Source organism: Paenibacillus agilis (assembly GCF_007786455.1).
GTDB lineage: Bacteria > Bacillota > Bacilli > Paenibacillales > Paenibacillaceae > Paenibacillus_B > Paenibacillus_B agilis.
In genome coordinates this window covers 56,087-75,719 of sequence record NZ_VNJK01000006.1, presented here as the reverse complement: position 1 = coordinate 75,719, position 19,633 = coordinate 56,087, and the positions used below count along the sequence as shown (strand labels likewise).

Below are 19,633 nucleotides of genomic sequence, written 5' to 3'. Positions count from 1 at the left end.
AATTGAGAGCCTTATCGGAAGATGGTAGGGATTTGATATGTAATAGGGGTGGAATAGGGTTAAAACGTCACCAGAGAGTGTAGAAAGCCCCTCTGAGCCGTTAGGGGATAATACTGTGTAGTATTGCTAGTTTGACGAGAGATCTTTATCGTGGCTACGAGAGGGGATTTTAGAGGTCGTCGCTCGTAAAGTGAGGTCGGAAGTCTGGATGTATGTGATAGGGGTTTATGAAATGGAAGAATATGTCTTTCAACTGTAAACCTAGCCCCTCCTATCCTTCAAATATTTTCACATAATTGTAGTTATGTGAAAATGAACGGTTAAAAGTTTAAAAAAGGTAGATTAATTGCATGATGTAAAATATTTTGAGTAAGGTAAACAATGTTGCACTAAGGAAACAATCATGCACTTGTCCAACCTTCTAACGAAAAACATTATTGTACATGATTAAAAATGTTTCTCTAGTGCAACATTTTTTTATTTCGGAAAATGTTTTTCGTCTCGTATGATAATTAGTGTAGGTGTGAGACTCGAACACTTATTTGTACAACTACAAACACCAAACCAAAACACTCCAAGACGCTCCAAGCGCCATTCTAACGCCTTTGTTTTGTGTTCCCTTGCTAACTATCGACCAACGCAACAAAACGCCTTACAATCAAAATTAAAAAAATCGAAAAAACTTTAAAAAACATGCTTTTTTACATTTATTGTACTGTACTTTCTTTGGCATGAGTGTTATTATTAAGTAGTCGAGAGGGACACAAAACAAACAAATGGAAAAGGATGGTAAACATTATGAACAACTTTAAATTAGCTCACGCAATCGCAAAAGTACTAACTGGTAGTTATGCGGCAAGAATGGCTTATGCTTGGGAAATCATTAAAGGTAAACGCTTGAATGAAGTATCTGAACTATTTGACATTGAAACGCTAACGCCTAAAATGTACGTATCCAAGTATGAAAGCATTAAACCACAATCGAAGCAAAAGAAAGTACTAAACAAATCATTACAAACTAATGCAAAAAAGGTTCAACCAATCGAAGAACCTGCACAAAAAATCGTATATAATGGTCTTCCTTCATCCATCGCTGAACATTTCAACGCTGAACAATCCGCAACTATCCAAACGTTTATTCTTCGCTATATTGAAGAATCGAACAAGATGGAAGGCGCACACATGGATAAGGCACGTTTTAACTATGAAGATGGAATAAAGGCATTAGCGAACGTTTATGACATACAAAGTCTTCAAGCGGTTATGATTGCGTATTTCCTTCGCTCATACGTTCAAAAGACTGTAAAACGTTTCTTGGATATGGGTGTTAACTTTAAACAGCTTGAAAACGTTAAAGCTATGCAGGAAGTAGAAGCTCGTAACAGTTATATGAGGGCTTCAAGTAATAGTGGTAGCGTTGTAGCGTTCGACGTTGACGACATTACAAACGAGTTGATTGTTGACGCATACCGATTGACATTCAACGAACAAATGTTTGATAGCGAAAACCATGTCATTCCTACAATTTTCTTACGCATTAAAAACGTTTTAAAGGTTCAATTACGTAAATTGCGCAATCAAACGTTAGTTGTAACAGCTTCAAAAAACTATGTGCAAGAAGAAGGTGCTACACGCTCAACAGAAGAAGAAGCGGTAAAAGTAGCGGAAGAAATGGGTATCTTTTCGGACGCTGAAATGAATATCATTAAATTACGTCTTGCAGGATTCAAGAAAACGGAAATTGATAAACAAATTGGGAAACGTACTGACCGCGATTTTAAGCGTATCGAAAAAGCATATAATGCCGCTGTATAAAGCGGATTAATCGAGGATAGATAAAAATCTTATCCTCCAAAAATAAAATTTTTATAGTGTGTGTGATATAGCAAAACTTTTGTACAACTAATATTAGAAAACGAAAAACGAAATGGAGGACATTACAATGTCATTACAAGAAAAATTCGAACGCCTATATGAGCAAGAACAACGCAAGAACGCAAGAAAGCCACAAAAACAAATCAATATTCATAGCTCTGTAATGATGACACAAAAGGAAATTTTGATTATGAACCGCACGAAAAACGCTGTAATTGCATAATAAGCGTGTTAATATGTAAAGTTTTTGTACAACTAATATTGGAGGGCTTGAACATGAAAAATCTTGTATCAACTATCATTATTGCAATCTGTCTTTTCGTTGGAACGAACAACGCAAACGCTTGTGAATGGCAATTAGAAACGCCTATTAGTACCGAAGATATTTCCATCGTAACCGAAAAAGTACAATACGTTACTTTCCATGATGGATGGTATTACCTTGTAACTCAATCAGACGAAGATGGAGGCAGATGGGTTCTTGAAATTGAAGAAGCTGAAAAGATGGATAAAAAACGACTTGCTAAATTGGAAAAGGAGCACTATGGGAAGTTGGTAGATATTCAATATACAGGCGACTATGAATATATATCATGGTACTGGTTCGCGATGGAATGAAGGATAGACGAATCTTGTCTATCCTTTTTTTGTTTGGCTTTAAAATGACATGCTAAAAATAATTTAATTTTGGTGTGTGATTTTTGAATCAAACTGTACAACTCTATATGAGGGACAAACACATATAGAAAAGGTGATATGCGAATGCAAAACAAAGTAATGGAAATCGTAAAGCGTATTTGCGATACTCAATCGAATTGCAAAGGATTATCAAACAATCAACAAAATATAAGCGAGTTGTTAGCGTTGAAAGGCATTAACGAATCTGAAATAAATGTCTATGAAATGCCTATCAATTGGGGAAATCAAGCTTTAATTTGCTATGAAGTAAAAGCAACGAACGAACATAGAGAATTATTTGCTGGAATCGGTAACGACGGAATTTTTTACTTTGAGGATGGCGAACAAGAAGAATAATAATATTTTTCATAGGTGTGTGATTATATACGCCTTTTGTACAACTCTATACGAGGGACAAATAAACCGAAAAGGATGATACACAATGAAAACAGTACAAGATTTAGTAAACGCAACTAGAGAAGTGAAGAAAGGCAATCATAGAGTTAAGCTTGTTCTAGGATGGGAAGGCGTAAAATCTATCATTAAGAAAAGATATTTCATCTACTTTTCAACCGCTATTTGTACAGTGGATGAAATAAACAAAACTTTTTCTATTGATTCCAGCTATGGAAGTCAGTCCACAACTAGAGTATGTAACGCATACCGCAAACATTTTGCAGGAATGGGATACAGTGAACAAAAATAAATTTCAAACAGGCATGTGATTTAGTCATACGCCTGTATAACTAATTATGAGGGACAAAAAACGAAAAGGATGATAAAAACATGAGCAAAAAAGCATTGATTGAAAAGTTTAACAAAGGCGAATTGCGACCGATTGGCGTTACACATATCACGAACACAAGCGGAATCGCTGTATGTCATGTAGAACATGGAATCAATGATAAGGTTTTCGGATACATCACAGTAGGCGAAACGAAACGATTCTTTTTCGTGACGCTAAAATATATGGCTGAAAAGATTGTATTCAATGTTGGAAAAATGCGCTTTGACATAGGCGAATTTATGCGCGTATAGATGATTTATAGGTGAGGTGAAAATGGGTAGGCGAAACGCTTGCCCATTTTTTATTCAAGCATGAAAACATTCATCGAGAGATTGTTGTTTTCGGTGTGTGTTTTTGGTTTTGAATTGTACAACTCAATATGAGGTGAGGATATGTTTAATTTTAATTTTCTTGGAATAGCATTCATCGGTGAAGAAGTACCGAAAAAGAAAGCTGAACAAGTAGAAAATAAAATGCAGGAAATTATCGAAAGGCATAAAGAATTAGCACAGGCTGAGTTTGATGAGTATCTAGCAAGTAAAGGGCTGGAAAGTGCTATGGGTGTAGTAATTAAAATAGAAAAGGCGAGGTTGAAAACTTATGATTAGAGATTTGAAATATAAGATTGACGAATATTTTGGTCTGGATGGAGATTCAGAAGGGCAATTACTCTATTATGGTTGTATTGGAACTATGGTTATTCCGATAATTTTCGGAGCGCTTGGAGGTTTGTTCGCATGAGTAAACAAGTTCGCTACAATAACGAAACACGCAAGCTTGAAACTAATCATAACGCATGGTTAAGTGATTATGAATTATATGTACTTGAAGAAGCTTTAACCATACGCATAGCACAAGCAACTGCAACACGCAACAAATGCGGCATTCCAGCCGATGATATGGCGCGAGATATAAATCAGAATATACAGGCAATGCGTTCTATTGCTGAAAAATTCGGCATGAAAATAATTATTTGAATGTGTGGGATTCCATAAATGTTCTGTATAACTATATATGAGGACAACGAAAGGAGAAGGAAATGCAATCAACTGAAATTAAAAGCGTAAGGATTGGATGGCAATGTACTTGCGGTATTCATAGAAACAAATCTACTGAAACATGGGACGCTTGTGTGTGTCGTGTTGAATATACGAAAGAACAAGTCGAAGCATCGAACAACGAATACTGGAACAGATTTTGGAATCGCTAAAAGGAGAAATGACGAATGACAATGCCAAAAGCATATGACCCACAAGAAGGATACATGTATCAAATTCTAGTTATGTGTCCAAATGATAGAGAATATGAGCATTGCGACTATGCGGTAGGCAATGCCGACAAGAAACATCTTATTCAAAATTACAAGCTTGCATATGGTGCAGGATTCAGATTCAAAACAATTATGTTACCACAAAAATACTGGACTAAAAAAGAAGTGAAAGTCGTGTGATTTGGTTTAACTTCTGTATAACTAATATTGAAAGGTGGTGGAGGGATGGTTGAGATATTCGGATTCACATAGCGAATTACATAGACAATCAATAGGCTCTAGTCAGTCAAAGGCTAACCTAGAAAGGGGAATGCGATATGTGCTAGTCAACTGAGACGAATGAGGAAATCGGACGAACTAAAGGAGGGATGATATACATGATTGTCGAATAGTAATATGTCACCAGATTGCTAGCATAACGCGCGGTGTTGGCAATCTTTTTCATTAGGCACGAAAAAGCTACATAAGAGCTTGTGTATCTTTTTGGCGTTTAGTGTGTGATTTACAAACGCTTCTATATAACTTATAGTGTGAGGGACAAAAAGGAGAAGATAAGCATGCAAAAAGAATTGACATTCACGAAACACACACATGAGGAAGCGAAATCCAAAGAACTTCCAGTTTGGAATGGATGCAATCATTACGAAGTAGATATGTCACACTTGCAATCATCAACAGAAGATTATATGAATACGATTGTTGTCAAGTTGCCAAATGGTAATGCTATTACAATGTGCGTAATGCAAACAAGCAAGGATGAAACTTGTATAGATACCGCATTCCATGGCGACAATATCGAGAAACATCGGGTTTATGCAATGGGCGGCGAAGGTAAGGATGAAAATGTTTACAACAAAAACATTTACGCGCTAATTGCGAAGGCTAAAGAAATCAAATAAAAACTTTTCGGGAGTGTGGGAAACCACACTCCTTTTGTATAAGCTACTACTGAGGGACGAAACAGGAAAGGGAATGGTGAACATGGGAAGAGGAAACGCATGTGTTCATGGTAAATACGAAGGGCTTTATTATGTGGATTGGGATAATTTTGTAGGCGAGTTGGATGGTGAACGAGATTATGAACTTGAACGCGAAGATTGGGAAATGTCACTAGAAACATTTGTAGGTGATTTTACCGAGAAATACAAAACGTTCTCTGAATGCGACATATGGACAAGTAGGGATGAAAAGGCTGTACTTGAAAGTACGCTGTTCTATATTGTCGTTCAAGATAATGAATGGAGCATGGCAATCAAACTAATTCAAAAGGAACAGGATTATTGTAGCAAGGGTAATTTCGAAAACCTTCAAAAAGGATTATATCAAAAATACCTTGAAGGAATTAAACAATGCTTATTCAATCAATTTGAAGAATTGGGCATATATGGCGGTGCATGGACAAGCGGAACAATCCGAAAGCAAGAAGTTGCATAATTTTTTACTAAGAGCGTGGGGAACCGCGCTCTTTTTGTATAACTGCTAACGAACAATAAAACAAATTCAAAACTAAAGGGGAAATTAATTATGATGAACGCAACTAAACAAAACAAAAAAGCAAATAACGAAGGTAAAACATTTGAAGAGCTTCTATTTGAAATGCTTGGCGGTGGAATTCGAAAAAAGTTAGCAATGGCAATCGCAATCGAGGAAGCGAAAGAAGAGATGCGCAAACAACTTCAAGCAATGGGCGATATGGTAATGAGTTCGGTAGAGGTGGAAGAATGCCCATGCGAACGCAATTGCGGAGCAGTCAAAATTTCGGCAGAGTTTCTAGCCCTTGCATTTACACGATCTGGAATTGAAGTCAAAGAAGGAAAGATGGAAAATATCCTATCATTCAACAAGTAAACAAAATGCTAGCCAACTACGGTTGGCTAGAGAATTAAGCACATAAGGCGTGTCCCTCAAAAACACCTTTTCCCCTTGTGTGCTTAATTCTCTATACATAGCTCTGAAAATTAATACTCAATGAGGTTGTCCCTCAAACCTTTTCCTTCCTTATTGAGTATTAATTTTTGAAGCTATGTGGTTTTGCTTCAACTTTGTATAAATATAATTAGGAGGGATTAACATATGAATTTCTTAAATGGTGTTGCGGTTCTGGAAGCATACGAACTTGTGATTGATGCTATCGAATCTTCTAAAAAAGAAGGCTCTGACAATATCGAGTGGGATGACGCTTATACATTCCTGCATAATTCAATGCGCGACAAAATCATGAACGCATACAATTGGGGCAATGAACAACCATCGTATGTAAAAGATTTGTTCTTGCTATTCGGTGAAATGCTTTCGATTATGCAAGATGGGAAAGAACGAGAAGTCGCATATAAATCAATTATCAATTCTGTCAAAGAGCGCATTCAATACTTGAATGGCGGCGAAGTGATGGTATGGGTAAATGTTTATACAATAACTAGAGAATATGGCGGTGCAGAAGAAGGTGGATGGTTCTATGATTGGCGTAAATTATCAGACTCAAAACATTGCAAGTACGAAGAAGCTGAAAGCGTCGAAGCTTCATTGCGTGAAGAACATGGCAATGGAGAAGGCAATATTTCCAGTGTACTTGGAGGTTACGAAGTTGATATTTGCATCGAAGGTTATCGTGGTGCGTCACGTTCGACATGTAGACCGCATTATGAATAGTTGTAGCAATGCGTGGGATTTTGCAATTTTTCTGTATAACTAATATGGACAAATAATCTGGAGGATGATAAACATGGAACACACAATCGTAACGAAATTAGAAAATATCAAATCACAATGCGACAATGAACTGATTCAGCGCGTCATTGAGGATGCGATTGAAAATAACGAAGATGCTCAATCATGGCTGGAAGATGTTCGCCAGTATGGATGCCAAAGCGGTGCGGTGTCTGGTCTGATTTATCACTCTGACACAAAAGAGTTCTTTAAGGAATACGCCGTTGAGATTGGTGAAGCGTTCTTTGAGAGTGCGGAACTGATTAACATACAACGAGTTAAAGATAGTATTAATTCATTCGATTGGTTTGCATGGTTCGGTTATGAATGGGCGGTTGGCGAAGTGTTGAGCAAGCTGGAAAATTACGATGCAAGTGAGTATCCAGACAGCGAAGAAGAACAGGGATAATCTTACACATGAAGCCTATTGATATGATATAATATTCATGGGCTTCCTTGTTTGAAATTAGTTTATAAATCGTTTGTGAATTAATTTGAAGCAAGTGTGTGATTTGCTATTGAACCTGTATAAATATAAATGAGGTGATGATATGGCGAAACAAATAGCTAGAGAAACTGAAGTCATATTTTATGAACGTGAAACCTATATGTATGAATCAAAAGAAGAAGCGAGTCAACATGATTCGTTTATGATAGCGGCTGGATGGTTGAGAGTCGACCAATACGAATGGAAAGGAGCAGAAGGAACAGAGGAAACTATGTTTTTTCAAATATTTACGAAAAAATTTTTACAAAGAAGTGAGGAAAGAAAATGAGCGCGACAAAAACAAATTCTAAAATCGTATCACATAAAGGTTTTTAATTACATACTAATAGGCGGTGATAATAATGTCTGAGATTTACGAAAAAGAACAAGGACATACATATCTCATGGCTGGAAATCAAGTTGTTGCTATCTTCGTGCCTGATGAAACCGATGCCAAAATGGAAAATGGCGTTAGCGGAAATATTTATGAAGTAACTGCTTGGGAAACGGGTGACATACCTTTTGAATTGGATTTCTTTTGTCGCTTTTCGGTTAAATGGGATGGATGTTCTCACTTCTGGTTTTTCGGCAACGAATATACAGTTGAAAAAGGAATGGAACCGCAAATGGAAGCATACTACCATATATGCGGAGCAGAATACTTTGTCAAGCATATGCGGTTAATGGCATTTGCCTATGAACTAAAAGTTTTAAAGGCTGGAATGAATGAGAGATTCGTGCATGAAAACAAGGATTATGAATCCTTGAAAGCGCTTGGATTGCTAAATGGTTATACAATCGTGAAAAATTAATTTCGGTAGAGTGTGGGATTTTATCCTGCACTCGTACAATAATAAATGGAAGTTTACTTCCATTGAGACAGGAGAATAAAAATGAGAGAACCGAAATTTAACATCGGACAACAATATGAAACAATGGGTAAGCATCCGAAAGTATGTACAATTACTGATATTCACAAGACATATAATTCAAATGGTGAAATGGTGAAACTTCGATATGTTTCAGAGCATGAATTTTGCGGACAAATGTTGAAGGATGATGATGTTGTAGAAACAACTATAGCAAGAGGATTAATAAATAATTAAACGAAGGCGTGGGATTCACGCCTTTTGTTGTATACATATATATGGAGGGGTTAAAAATGACAAAAGACAACTTGGGAAATCGCATGAAAGGATACGAAGATGTATCACGAATTTACCTTATGAAGAGGATGCCTGTTATCCTTCGAATTGATGGCAAGGCATTTCACACTTACACAAAAGGTTTGGAAAAGCCATTCAGCGACATGTTGGCAGGATTCTTTTGGGAAGCTTCGAAATATGTTTCCAAAGAGATGATGGGCGTGAAAGTCGCATATCACCAAAGCGACGAAGTTTCATTTTTGCTTACTAACTATCACAAATTGACAACTGAATCTTGGTTTGACAACAATTTACAAAAGATGGTTTCTGTCGCGGCATCACTGTTCACATACAAATTCAATGAGTTGACTCGCGGTATTATCGACAAGCCAGCACTATTCGACTGTCGAGCTTTTGTCTTGCCGAAAGAAGAAGTAAATAATTATTTCATTTGGCGACAACAAGACGCAAGTAAGAATAGTATTTCAATGGTTGCACAATCCCAATTTCCTCACAAGTCCCTACAAGGTTTGAATGGTAATCAAATGCAGGACAAGCTGTTTAACGAGCAGGGGATTAACTGGAATGACCTTCCTACATGGCAAAAGCGTGGTGTGTGTATCACAAAGACCCAATACAGTAAAGAAACTGAGCAAGGTATTGCACAGCGTACTAAATGGGATGTTGATATGGATATTCCTATATTCACACAGGATAGAAATTATATCGAAAAATTTTTGTAGAGCGTGTGATTTATATCTTCTCTTGTATAACTATTTTACGAGGGAGGTGAAACAAACTTGAACGAAAAAGTAGTTTTTCAAATGATTTGCTCTATGATACGAGATGGAGCAAAAATAATTGAAACAAGCCATGCAACGCAACGCATGGACGAAAGAGGTATTGATAAGCATGACATTGTTGAAATTCTTCTAAATCCTACATACATAAAAGATGAAAGAAAGTCCAGTGAATATTATGGGAAAGATAACTACCGAATCATGGGTAAATATGATTGGTCTGTTGTTGTTTCTGTGTATTTTCCTGAGAAGCTAATTGTGGTGACAGTCATTGATTGATTCTCTGCGTTGTAATATAATGGAGATAGGAGGTGGGAGCAATTGTTTACAATCGAAGAATGTGTAATGTGTGGTTGCAAAGATGTTCCCAACAAGAAAATTGAACTTCCTGTTGGGGTTGGCGGTATTGTTAGTGTAATTGTTGAAGGCGCAGAATGTACTAAATGCGGCGAGAAGTATTATGACTCTGATGATACAGAAGCTATTCGTGAATTGAAAAAAGGATATAAAGAACAAGCTGTAGGAGCCTAGCAATAGGCTCCTTGCTTTGTCGATGTGATTCTCTGGTGTTCCTGTATAATTATTAGTATAATAATAAGGAGGTTATTGAGATGAAAGTTATTGCGAGTGTTAATGAAGATAATGTTATCAGTTTGAATGTACACCTAGAAGTTGGTACGCTAAATCAAAAGACATTTCTAGGTAATTATAGAGTTGTTCGTGAAGCATTAAACGAATCGTTGATCAATCAAATCAAAGAAGGAAATAGGGAGGGCGCTTTAGAAACACTAGATGAAATGTACAAGCTTCGTTTTTGGGAAATGGTTGGCGTCGAACAAGGCACAATTGAAATTCGAGATGGCGAATTGTTCGGTTTGAATAAGAGAGTTGAGCTAGATGATACACTGAAAGCGCGTGTAGTTGGCGCAAAGCGTTTCATTGAATTAAATGGAAAGGGTGCTGAATAATGTTTAGCGTTGATGAGAGAGGTCTTCCAAAACATTGTTTCGTTTGCTTGAAAACAACAAATGAAGTAGTTATGATAGCTCGTGACCAAAAGGGGTATTTACCTGTTCGAGAGGGGAATGAGCCATTGTGGGGGCAAGAGACTGCTGATCTTGCAAACAAAGAACGCGGAATCAATAAGGCGCAATCAAAAGCTATGGAAATGGGTTCGATGTTTGGTTGGGACACTCCAGCCGCTAATCCAGCCATGTATGACGAAGAAACTGGGCTTCCAAAAAAGTAAATGTGTTTTGAAAGCGTGTCATCATCTTAGTATGTTGGCACAACTTGAACACACATTTAGGAGGGTTTACATGGGAAAGGTGTTGTATATGAACAAACGCGACGAGGGTATCGCTAAATATATGAAAATTAACATTGATACAAGTAAGTTAAAAAGGGGAGTTGACTTCCACATAGCATCCATTTTTGTTGTGGATGAAAATTTTGGTGTCAACTCACTCGGTGGCTTTCTTAAAGAAAGTAGCAATGAATTATTCCAAAAACTTGAAAGTGATTATATCGGAAAGGCTAAAAAATTACTTGATGGTAAAGGTTCGGAAGGTTTCATGGAAACTCCACACCATGAAGGTGTTCCATTCTATAAGGTGAATGGTGATATTAATATTGATTTGGCAACTGAGATTGGATTGGGTGTTGTTAACTTTCAAGGCGAATATATGCTCTATGCCCCATCTAGCAAAAATGATCCAATGGATGCTGTTACGGAAATGCTTATGTTAAAAGTATACTTTCAGTTAATGTATCCAAATGAAATTGACCAAAAGCTTGGCGAATCATTCTCTAGGCTCCGAAACACTATTTTGACAAATATGACAGCCAATCAAGCAAAACATATAAATCGTTTGAAAGAAATTTTTAAAGTTGTGTAATTGTGTATGTATTCTGTATAACTATAATTGAAACCAAACTTTGGAGGGATTAGAATGGGAGTCAAATTCGATAAAAAGAAAGCTGTTGGAACTGCTGTTATCAAGAAAGAGATTACGGAATCAGATATTGAAAATATTATTGTAACTTCTTTTGAAGGCGGTAGCAATTCTTGGTTAGGATTGGATAATATAAGCGAAGAAATGCAATCGAAGCCAAAAGGTGTACCATGGTCAACGTGGACTGCAAGGCTTTTGATTGATGGAAAATCAATTAAGCTGTACGATGTGACTGGTGAGATAGAAGATGATAGTGAATGGATTCTAACGCTAGAAAAGATTATCAAAGGCTTTCAGTTAAATTGTGAAAAGCGACCGTTTGATTGCGATCTTGAACAAGGTGATGCAATCACATCTGATTGTATCGTTCAGTACGCTTTATTTGACAAACTTGTCTTTAATTAATAATTCGACAGGAGGTGAGGTGTTGAGCGACGAAGGTTATGTTCGAGAAGAGTGGGTTTACATTGGTATGAGTATAAACAGTAAAGGAAAGAAATCTTACGGATGGGCAAATGTTAGCAACGTTGAAGATGAACATTGGTTCGATAAGAATCTAGCAACTGCTTCCGTAGGAAATACCTTTTATGTTTATGTGATTCATAAAGGCGAAGGTGCGCTATCGGTGAGAACGAGTGGTGTAAATTCACCAGCTTGGTTCGGAAGATTCGACAATAAGGAAAAGATTAGAGAGTGGGCTATACGAGATGAAGCCGCAAGACAACAAGCGGCTACGAAGGCTATGAACACAAAGGCAAATAAAGAGGCGCCACTTGATGTGGAGTTTGAGAATCTTCGCAAAATTTCTACAAAACTAAACACAACCGAAAGACTTGCATTGATTGCCAAGCTGTCGGAAATTGTTCTAAGGGCGTGAGTGTGTGAGTGGTGTGATTGGTATGATTATTGGAACAAAAAACATATCCTTGAAGAAGATACAGGGAAAATCCTTCTAACAAAAGGTAGAGGTTATGCGGCAAGAAAAGATGGTGACACAATCACAATTCATAACAACGATGTTGGTCTACCAATGGTAGTTTCTACAAATGGCGTTAGCAAAGAGTTTCGTGGGAACTTTGTAGTATATGAATAGGTGTGTGTGATTCGCACCTAAATTTGTATAATATTAATATGGGGTGACGGTGATGGACTATAATAAATTAAATAAAATCATGCTTTCAAATGATGATGCAGTTAAGATTCTTGAATGGGATAGTGAGAATCATAAAAGATTTTCTTCTATTGAATTTCCTTTGGCAGAAGGGGTTCTATTGTTGTCTGGTTATGTCGAGATGGTAAATATGAATCTTACAACAGGAGTATACTTCAAGGTTGAGTCTGATGGAATGTTATTTGCGATTCTTGATTGGCAAACAAGAACAGAACTTGCATCATATAAAATGGATGCCAGTATGGTTGAGACAGGGAAGTTTTCCAATGTAAAGGTGTATCAACAAGGAATTTCAGATGAACAGATGGAAAAGGATTTCAAAAGACAAGCCCATCTAGTTATGGCGATATTTCAATACATGAACCACCACAAACATATCGTCGAATCAAAGATTGTGAGAACGTCTAAAGTAAAGAAAGCCAAACACAAAAGCGGTTCCAAAAATCGAGTCGTCAAACTGACAAGCGTTGAATATAGAATTGACTTTGCCAAAGAAAATACTGATGAAAAACGAAGTTATGAAAGGAAAACTGAGTCTTGGCATCAGAAAGGTTTCTGGAGATATTATAAGAAGAGTGGTAAGACTGTATGGATTGCTGAACAAATTAAAGGTAGTGGCAAAAATATTGAACCTAAAACCTACAAAATGTAACAAAGGAGGGCTTGTTCCTCGTTTAAGCGCATGAAGATTCGTGTGTTTAAATGAGAGAACAAGTCTTTTAAGTTTGCGTGTGATTTAAGCAACTTTCTGTATAACTAAATTTAAGAACACATTCGAGAGGGGCAGATAACTATGGCAGGACAATTGGAGAGAACGATGTGGGGATTCGATCATTATATTAAGGATGCGGTTCTTAAAAGGCAATTCCAAGAATTATATGCGAAGGTTGTCGAAGAAAATAAAAATAACGTAGTTGCATTCATTCCTGTTACGAAAGTTGATGTAGACAAGATGGATATCAGCGAACGTAAGATTTTTGAGGACTATGAAATTCGCTCTGGTACTCGTAAGGATGGCGACGAGGATGAGTTTGATACTGAAGCTGAGTACATTACCCATTTAAAGGAAAAGAAAGAGGAAGAATTTAAAGACTGGAAGGTTGTTGAAAAGACTGATGAAGCTTTTAATACAATCTATGTTCTGCTGGATGCAGATGGTGACGAATATAGTTGGAACTACAGTCAAGGTGAATCTATGCAAGATCTTGAAGATCTGAAACAAGAATGGATTGATGAGCAACCTGAATTTGAAGATCTTGAATTGGAATGCCATGAGATATACTGGAACACTGTATGGCGGTTTAACAATGATTTAGATAGAGAAGTCGCTGATAAAGTTGGTCTTGGATATCTTGAAATGAATGAGTCTGGTGACGAATACTTATTCTTGCTTGGATGTGGTATGGACTTAACTCCTAAAATTGTTGCATATCAAGCATTAGCGCATGGATACATTGATGAATCTTATTTGCATTATTTTAAAAGTAAAACTAGTTACACTAAAGATGTTATGGGTAAAAACGTTTGGAACGAAGTGGTTGAAAAGCTTGGTATTAAACGCTTTTTTCGAGAATGAGAGGTTTGGTGTGTGTGATATGCTACACTAGACTTTTTGAAAAATCACCTAAATATTCCCTCATACACTGTATACAGAATAAAATTATGTGCTATAATGTTTTTAGATGTAAGGGGGCTGTAGCTTGCAAATACTTGAAAGCATAGAAAAGTTCTTAAACAAGATATGCGATATTCATCAAAGTATTTTAGGTTATCCCCTTAATAAGAATGTTTTTACTGCTTATATGTGGATTTTCTTTATTGGAATGTGTATGGCAATTATTAGTGGTGGAAGATAGAAACCTAAGAAAGTATTAAGAATCGTGCGATATTACAACTGTGTTGTATAACTATATTATGAGGATTACAAATCGAAAGGAGAAAATAAATCATGGTAACTCAAAAACCACAACAAAACGCAGAAGGTACTAACCCCCCTAAAGCTGGCGGTATTCGCAAACCACAAACTGGTGGCACAAGAGGTGGGAAAGCAAAAGGCAAGAAAGAGGAAAGATTAACGCAAGACCCCAAACTAACACTTATTCAAGGCGAAGAGGGCGAGAATCCTTCTGGTGCTGATACTGGTACTAGTTTTGAATCAGAAACTGATGACACAAAGATTGTGGTTCAAGAACCTCAAAATTCTGTTGGCGAAGGTACTGACGACCAACAAGAGGTTGTTGGTAACAATGATAATAAAGAAGAAGAGAGTAAAGGTCAAGAATCTAGTGCTGAGAATCCTGCCGATGATTGGGACAAAGGCAAGCGTGATGGAATCGTTGAGGAAGGTGACGAAGAAGGCGATGGCGTACAGCTTAAAATGGATGACAGTGGCGGCGTAACCGAAGACGACAGCAAAGAAGGCTCCAATCCAATGCTGAAAGACACAATGAAAAAGGAAGAAATCGTTCCATTCTCTCGTGCTACAAAACTGGAATATGCGTCAAGCAACGTAAGCGTCAAGTCGCTTTTCAAAGAATGGAAGAAAGACCAATTAATCAAAGCTAACCGTAAACAAGAGGTTGAAGAAGCTGAAAAGGCTGGACAACCTATCCCTGAATGGGAAGATGAAACAACGCTTCGTTTTGACCTTGCAATCCAACGTAACGAAGCTTGGAGTGATTATCAGAAGAGCGACTTGATTCATACTGTTTTATATGGATATTATATTTTCCCTGTTTTGGTTCAAGACTCGAACGATGGCAAGAAGTGGTTCCTTGATGGTAAACAGCGTATCACAACACTCATGACATATATTAATGGTGACTGGCAATTGAGCAAGAAAACAAAAACTGTTTATGGTCACAAAATCGCTGGCATGAAGTTTAAAGACTTACCTATGGAAATGCAGGAAGAAATTCTTGATAGAACCATTACGCTCGTTCGCATGAAGAACATGACTGAGCCAGAGCGTGATGAGATGTTCGTGAAGCAAAACAGCGGTTCACCATTGACTCGCATGGAACTTACAAGAGCCATGCACAGTGAATTGATTTCTTCTATTAACAAATTAGGTAAGTTGCCATTCTTCAAGGATGATGTTGAATTATCGAAGAAAGCGCGTGACCGCTTTGTTGACCAAGAAATTATCATGCAAATCGCTATGTTATTTGAAGAAGGGAAAGAGAAAATTAAGGGCTTTGGTGCAGGACATATTGAAGAGTATGTGCTTCGCCTGAAGGAAGCTGAGAAGACTATCTCCGACGAGTTGATGGAGCGCTTCGAGGATGTTTCTGCGTATCTTACACTTGCCTTTGAGGATTACGAAATGGACGATGTGAAAAAGGCATTGAAGAAAATTCATGTTCCTATAATATTCTTTATTGCGGAAACAGCAATAAAAGACAATCTTCAACCGAAGTTGTATGGTGACTTTATTCGTAGTTTCCTTGTTACAAACTATAGTGTAGAGAGCAAGTATGGCAAGTCTTGTCAGTCTGGTTCATCTAAGAAAGAAAATGTCTTAACTCGCCTTGATGAAATGTCATCATCACTTGCAGACTTCTTCAAGATGATTAAAGAGTCCGCAAGTATGGAAGAAGGTGTAAAGGCTTTTGATAGACATCTTGCAGACGTAAATGGTATAGAGCGCCAATTGGATGCTGATGATATTGGGTAAATCTGTGATTTTAGTCACGAATCCATTGGGGTAAAGGCAAATAGAACAGCTATTGTACCCAAGTGTCTTAGTGTTTTTTTTGGGTATTGAGGAATTAGCCTCAATACCCTTTGCCTTTTATACATACATATATTATAATACTTGCAGTACGTGTATAACTTTATTAAATAGAGAGATAATAAATAAAGAAAAGGGTAAAGGGTTTACCAAAAAAATAAACTAGGGGAAGTGTGTATTGTCATGTATGTATTCAACATAGAGAAAAAGTCAATTTACTTAGAGCAATTTGAGAATCAGGATACAAAGGAGGTATATACTAGATTATTTAGAAAGTCTTTTGAAACAGAAGAAAGTATGCAAAAAGATTTATATAATTTCGATGATAGTGAATTTGAAAATTTCTTCTTGAACACTCTGAAGCCGAAAACCAAAGAAAGTGCAAGAACATATTGCAATGTTTTGTCGGCTTATGTCCAGTGGGCAATTGATAATAAATACTCTAATCATCTAATAAATCCTATAAAAAGAAGGCAAGCATATTTTTATGAATTTGTGCAGAATGACAATAAAATGTATATTTCTCTTGAAGAAAAGGATGCGATTATTAGTACTTTGATTAATAAACAAGACAGTTTTATTGTAGAAGCGTTGTGGAATGGAATAGAAGGGTCTCAAGTTCATGAAATAACAAATATGAGAATTGATGATTTAAATTTAACTGAAAATACAATTACGATACGTAACAATGAAGGCGCAAAGAAGAGAGTTGTAAAAGTTGATAAAGAAAGTAATCTGATTGAATTAGCTATTTTAGCTAATAGAGAACAAGTGTACTATAAAATGAATGGAACTGTTGATTACTCCGATAATCTCAAAGAATATGTTGAACTTTCCTCATCTAAATACATCCTCAAAGGCGCTAAGTTAAATCAGGAAAATGGAGGTGAAAAAGTTAGTCGTTATACAGTTTATAATCGCTTAGAAAAAATCAGAATGCTCGAAGATAATGAAGAGTACACTAAAGCCCTCACATCAAAATATATTATGCGTAGTGGTATGATATATATGGCATTACGTTTATATGAACGTGATGGAGAGTTAGGGAGAAATCAAATTGAGAAAATTTGTGCAAAGTATAACATGAAATATAAATGGTCTTTGCGGGATTTCTTGAACGTTGATATTTTGAGTGAGCTATATCCGTCTGAAATGAAAAGGATTCAAGCAAAAATCGCAACGGAAGAGTAAGTCTTCTTTTGCGATTTTTCATTCATTGCTCTTGGGTAAGATGCTACAACATTAAGTATAAAGAAAACAACCAATATCATAACAAAGATGAGAATGAATAATAAGTAAAATGGTTAATCGTGAATATCACTTCGCTTGCATTTCAGACAATTTGTCTTTATTGACTAGATGTAAGATTACAAGCCCAAACCTTTTAATTATTTTTGTGTCATAATAATTTGGCTTAACCAAGAAATCGACTTCTTAATTGTCCTAATTCATATGCTAAAAGGAGAGTGCTAATAATCATGAGAGAATCTTCAATCCGCACTGCAACTTTGTATACCCAAAAGTTAGCAAAAGTTTCAATGAACAATTCTTTAAGTCGCTGTATGTATATCATTTTTTTGTTTACTTCCTTTTATTCGAGATTATTTCGTTTAAGGAAATCAACATACACATCATATACTTCCACATATAGTTGATTCCTCAATTTCTCGTCCTTAACCTTCTTGGATAATTCACCGAGAAGTTCTCTAAATCCATCATGTTCATTTATAACACTGTTTATGGAAGGAGGAATTTTATCCAACATCTCAAATAGAGAGTTTTCATCTAGTTCTAGGATTTCAGCAAGCTTACTAATCACCTCATCTCGTGGTGACTTTAACCCACGTTCTACAAGACTAATAAAATTAGTGGATACTCCACAGAATTTGGCAATATGTTTTAATTTTAAATCTAATTCATTTCGCCTTTGATTAATAAGTTCGCCAAAGAGTATTCTATTGCTTGCGCTTTGTGGCAAATGGACACCTCCTTTATTCAATATTGCTGGTGAAAGGCAATGTCTAATTGCTACATTGCATAGGTACATTCTTCAAATAAATATAATAGAAAGCACTGATGTTAAATGGTAAAAATTACAGATTGCGCTTTTTCAACCAAAAGAATATGATGGGAAAGACTCTTTAAACCAAAGGTTTAATAACTGCTGTGCTGTGTCTCTTTAGCCTTAAATGTTGTTAAGAACGGGTAAAAAATATTTAAGTGTTGCAATAATCATAAAAGGTGTTCACTGTCAATAGTTTATCTTTCCTCTTGAAGATTGATTATACCCTTGGTTTAGTATATAATCAAATTGAGGAAAAAGCAAACACATGTTCCCATTACATCGAACATCAAAGACATTGGAGGATGAGGGTCAATGAAATTAACGAACCAAACGATTAAAGAAGTGCTTTTCGAAATGGGTTTTAAAGGATTACTGCTTAAAAAATTAGAATGTATTGTAGTAGATAATGACACTCTTCATGCATTATATAGCTTCATATTAGAGACAGAAGAGGAAAGAATGACAAAGATGCTATTAGTACATAAATTTGTGAAACAAATGCAGGAAAGGGCTTCATATGCAAGTTGCGAAGAATTTGTTTTCGCATATGAAGCCGCTGAGACAGAACATGAGAAGGGAGAAATTGTAGAGAAACTGATGACAGTAAGTTTTAAACCATCGATACTCACAAAAGTATTAGCAGTTTTGGATGACGATACTAACAACCTCTCTTGCCTATACGCACAAATGGTTAAATATCGCAAAATGCAATACAAACCAGAGGAATTCCTTCAACTGCTGGAATCGTTGCCCATGTAATATGGGTATATTCAAATAAATATAGAGGGGAGTAGGTTGGATGGGTATTAACAGTACATGAGTATAGGGTGAAAAGCCTGTACCGACTTGATAATTACCGATGCAAAAAAAAGTACAGAAAAATTGTTGACTTTTGATTTCGCATCGCTTATAATAATAATTGTCGACAGGGTGAAACAACCATGAGACATTAAAAAAAATG

32 protein-coding genes are annotated in these 19,633 nt (G+C 36.4%); 31 read left to right on the top strand and 1 reads right to left on the bottom strand.

What is annotated here, in order from left to right:
• Positions 1 to 798: 798 nt before the first annotated feature.
• The 30 genes from FPZ44_RS24240 (at position 799) to FPZ44_RS24100 (ending at position 17,798) form a co-directional block, all read left to right on the top strand.
• The gene (locus FPZ44_RS24240) at positions 799 to 1,815 is read left to right on the top strand and encodes a hypothetical protein (RefSeq protein WP_144994846.1); all 1,017 of its coding nucleotides are present in this window, start codon (positions 799 to 801) and stop codon (positions 1,813 to 1,815) included.
• Between the two features lie 127 nt (positions 1,816 to 1,942).
• Entirely contained in the window at positions 1,943 to 2,098 is a 156-nt protein-coding gene (locus FPZ44_RS26615) for a hypothetical protein (protein ID WP_186786227.1), read from the top strand.
• A 53-nt stretch (positions 2,099 to 2,151) separates the two neighbouring features.
• The gene (locus tag FPZ44_RS24235) at positions 2,152 to 2,493 is read left to right on the top strand and encodes a hypothetical protein (RefSeq protein ID WP_144994844.1); all 342 of its coding nucleotides are present in this window, start codon (positions 2,152 to 2,154) and stop codon (positions 2,491 to 2,493) included.
• Positions 2,494 to 2,637: 144 nt separating this feature from the next.
• Positions 2,638 to 2,910, top strand: a complete 273-nt coding sequence (locus FPZ44_RS24230) for a hypothetical protein (RefSeq protein ID WP_144994842.1) — start codon at positions 2,638 to 2,640, stop codon at positions 2,908 to 2,910.
• Positions 2,911 to 2,995: 85 nt separating this feature from the next.
• Complete coding sequence (locus tag FPZ44_RS24225) at positions 2,996 to 3,259, top strand: hypothetical protein (RefSeq protein ID WP_144994840.1); 264 nt, start codon at positions 2,996 to 2,998, stop codon at positions 3,257 to 3,259.
• 80 nt (positions 3,260 to 3,339) lie between these two features.
• Positions 3,340 to 3,591, top strand: coding sequence for a hypothetical protein (locus FPZ44_RS24220; protein ID WP_144994838.1), 252 nt, complete (start codon positions 3,340 to 3,342; stop codon positions 3,589 to 3,591).
• A 141-nt stretch (positions 3,592 to 3,732) separates the two neighbouring features.
• Complete coding sequence (locus FPZ44_RS24215) at positions 3,733 to 3,948, top strand: hypothetical protein (RefSeq protein WP_144994836.1); 216 nt, start codon at positions 3,733 to 3,735, stop codon at positions 3,946 to 3,948.
• A gap of 129 nt (positions 3,949 to 4,077) precedes the next feature.
• Positions 4,078 to 4,317: a hypothetical protein gene (locus FPZ44_RS24210; protein ID WP_144994834.1), complete on the top strand. Its 240-nt coding sequence runs from the start codon at positions 4,078 to 4,080 to the stop codon at positions 4,315 to 4,317.
• 248 nt (positions 4,318 to 4,565) lie between these two features.
• Positions 4,566 to 4,790, top strand: a complete 225-nt coding sequence (locus FPZ44_RS24205) for a hypothetical protein (protein WP_144994832.1) — start codon at positions 4,566 to 4,568, stop codon at positions 4,788 to 4,790.
• Between the two features lie 377 nt (positions 4,791 to 5,167).
• Positions 5,168 to 5,509 (top strand): hypothetical protein, encoded by a 342-nt coding sequence (locus FPZ44_RS24200; protein WP_144994831.1) that lies wholly within the window; start codon positions 5,168 to 5,170, stop codon positions 5,507 to 5,509.
• Positions 5,510 to 5,642: 133 nt separating this feature from the next.
• Positions 5,643 to 6,044: a hypothetical protein gene (locus FPZ44_RS24195; RefSeq protein ID WP_261378531.1), complete on the top strand. Its 402-nt coding sequence runs from the start codon at positions 5,643 to 5,645 to the stop codon at positions 6,042 to 6,044.
• Positions 6,045 to 6,134: 90 nt separating this feature from the next.
• The gene (locus FPZ44_RS24190; protein WP_261378530.1) at positions 6,135 to 6,458 is read left to right on the top strand and encodes a hypothetical protein; all 324 of its coding nucleotides are present in this window, start codon (positions 6,135 to 6,137) and stop codon (positions 6,456 to 6,458) included.
• 225 nt (positions 6,459 to 6,683) lie between these two features.
• Positions 6,684 to 7,259: a hypothetical protein gene (locus tag FPZ44_RS24185; protein ID WP_144994827.1), complete on the top strand. Its 576-nt coding sequence runs from the start codon at positions 6,684 to 6,686 to the stop codon at positions 7,257 to 7,259.
• A gap of 73 nt (positions 7,260 to 7,332) precedes the next feature.
• Positions 7,333 to 7,725 carry a DUF7222 domain-containing protein gene (locus FPZ44_RS24180; protein ID WP_144994825.1) on the top strand — a complete coding sequence of 131 codons (393 nt, stop codon included), beginning with the start codon at positions 7,333 to 7,335 and terminating at the stop codon, positions 7,723 to 7,725.
• A gap of 142 nt (positions 7,726 to 7,867) precedes the next feature.
• Positions 7,868 to 8,092, top strand: coding sequence for a hypothetical protein (locus FPZ44_RS24175; protein ID WP_144994824.1), 225 nt, complete (start codon positions 7,868 to 7,870; stop codon positions 8,090 to 8,092).
• Positions 8,093 to 8,165: 73 nt separating this feature from the next.
• Positions 8,166 to 8,615, top strand: coding sequence for a hypothetical protein (locus FPZ44_RS24170; protein WP_144994823.1), 450 nt, complete (start codon positions 8,166 to 8,168; stop codon positions 8,613 to 8,615).
• Between the two features lie 81 nt (positions 8,616 to 8,696).
• Positions 8,697 to 8,909, top strand: a complete 213-nt coding sequence (locus FPZ44_RS24165; RefSeq protein ID WP_144994822.1) for a hypothetical protein — start codon at positions 8,697 to 8,699, stop codon at positions 8,907 to 8,909.
• A gap of 56 nt (positions 8,910 to 8,965) precedes the next feature.
• On the top strand, positions 8,966 to 9,691 hold the full coding sequence (locus FPZ44_RS24160; RefSeq protein ID WP_144994821.1) for a tRNA(His) guanylyltransferase Thg1 family protein: 726 nt from the start codon (positions 8,966 to 8,968) through the stop codon (positions 9,689 to 9,691).
• 57 nt (positions 9,692 to 9,748) lie between these two features.
• Positions 9,749 to 10,027, top strand: a complete 279-nt coding sequence (locus FPZ44_RS24155; RefSeq protein WP_144994819.1) for a DUF4258 domain-containing protein — start codon at positions 9,749 to 9,751, stop codon at positions 10,025 to 10,027.
• A gap of 42 nt (positions 10,028 to 10,069) precedes the next feature.
• Positions 10,070 to 10,279 (top strand): hypothetical protein, encoded by a 210-nt coding sequence (locus FPZ44_RS24150; RefSeq protein WP_144994817.1) that lies wholly within the window; start codon positions 10,070 to 10,072, stop codon positions 10,277 to 10,279.
• 80 nt (positions 10,280 to 10,359) lie between these two features.
• Complete coding sequence (locus FPZ44_RS24145) at positions 10,360 to 10,716, top strand: hypothetical protein (protein ID WP_144994815.1); 357 nt, start codon at positions 10,360 to 10,362, stop codon at positions 10,714 to 10,716.
• On the top strand, positions 10,716 to 10,997 hold the full coding sequence (locus FPZ44_RS24140; protein WP_144994813.1) for a hypothetical protein: 282 nt from the start codon (positions 10,716 to 10,718) through the stop codon (positions 10,995 to 10,997). Before FPZ44_RS24145 ends, FPZ44_RS24140 begins: the two co-directional genes overlap by 1 nt.
• Before the next feature lie 70 nt (positions 10,998 to 11,067).
• Positions 11,068 to 11,646 carry a hypothetical protein gene (locus FPZ44_RS24135; RefSeq protein WP_144994811.1) on the top strand — a complete coding sequence of 193 codons (579 nt, stop codon included), beginning with the start codon at positions 11,068 to 11,070 and terminating at the stop codon, positions 11,644 to 11,646.
• A 54-nt stretch (positions 11,647 to 11,700) separates the two neighbouring features.
• Positions 11,701 to 12,108, top strand: coding sequence for a hypothetical protein (locus FPZ44_RS24130; protein ID WP_144994809.1), 408 nt, complete (start codon positions 11,701 to 11,703; stop codon positions 12,106 to 12,108).
• Positions 12,109 to 12,127: 19 nt separating this feature from the next.
• On the top strand, positions 12,128 to 12,580 hold the full coding sequence (locus tag FPZ44_RS24125) for a hypothetical protein (protein WP_144994807.1): 453 nt from the start codon (positions 12,128 to 12,130) through the stop codon (positions 12,578 to 12,580).
• Between the two features lie 268 nt (positions 12,581 to 12,848).
• Complete coding sequence (locus FPZ44_RS26985) at positions 12,849 to 13,526, top strand: hypothetical protein (RefSeq protein ID WP_261378529.1); 678 nt, start codon at positions 12,849 to 12,851, stop codon at positions 13,524 to 13,526.
• Positions 13,527 to 13,667: 141 nt separating this feature from the next.
• On the top strand, positions 13,668 to 14,450 hold the full coding sequence (locus tag FPZ44_RS24110) for a hypothetical protein (protein ID WP_144994805.1): 783 nt from the start codon (positions 13,668 to 13,670) through the stop codon (positions 14,448 to 14,450).
• 124 nt (positions 14,451 to 14,574) lie between these two features.
• A complete protein-coding gene (locus FPZ44_RS26610; RefSeq protein ID WP_186786226.1) occupies positions 14,575 to 14,730 on the top strand; it encodes a hypothetical protein in 156 nt (51 codons plus the stop codon).
• A 92-nt stretch (positions 14,731 to 14,822) separates the two neighbouring features.
• Entirely contained in the window at positions 14,823 to 16,550 is a 1,728-nt protein-coding gene (locus FPZ44_RS24105) for a DUF262 domain-containing protein (RefSeq protein ID WP_144994803.1), read from the top strand.
• A 240-nt stretch (positions 16,551 to 16,790) separates the two neighbouring features.
• Positions 16,791 to 17,798 (top strand): phage lytic cycle repressor MrpR family protein, encoded by a 1,008-nt coding sequence (locus tag FPZ44_RS24100; RefSeq protein ID WP_261378528.1) that lies wholly within the window; start codon positions 16,791 to 16,793, stop codon positions 17,796 to 17,798.
• A gap of 400 nt (positions 17,799 to 18,198) precedes the next feature.
• Here the strand turns inward: FPZ44_RS24100 and FPZ44_RS24095 are convergent, their stop codons facing one another.
• Complete coding sequence (locus FPZ44_RS24095; protein ID WP_261378527.1) at positions 18,199 to 18,585, bottom strand: helix-turn-helix domain-containing protein; 387 nt, start codon at positions 18,583 to 18,585, stop codon at positions 18,199 to 18,201.
• A gap of 399 nt (positions 18,586 to 18,984) precedes the next feature.
• On the opposite strand from FPZ44_RS24095, the gene FPZ44_RS24090 reads away from it, so the two are divergent.
• Positions 18,985 to 19,431 (top strand): hypothetical protein, encoded by a 447-nt coding sequence (locus FPZ44_RS24090; RefSeq protein ID WP_144994799.1) that lies wholly within the window; start codon positions 18,985 to 18,987, stop codon positions 19,429 to 19,431.
• Positions 19,432 to 19,633: the final 202 nt, after the last annotated feature.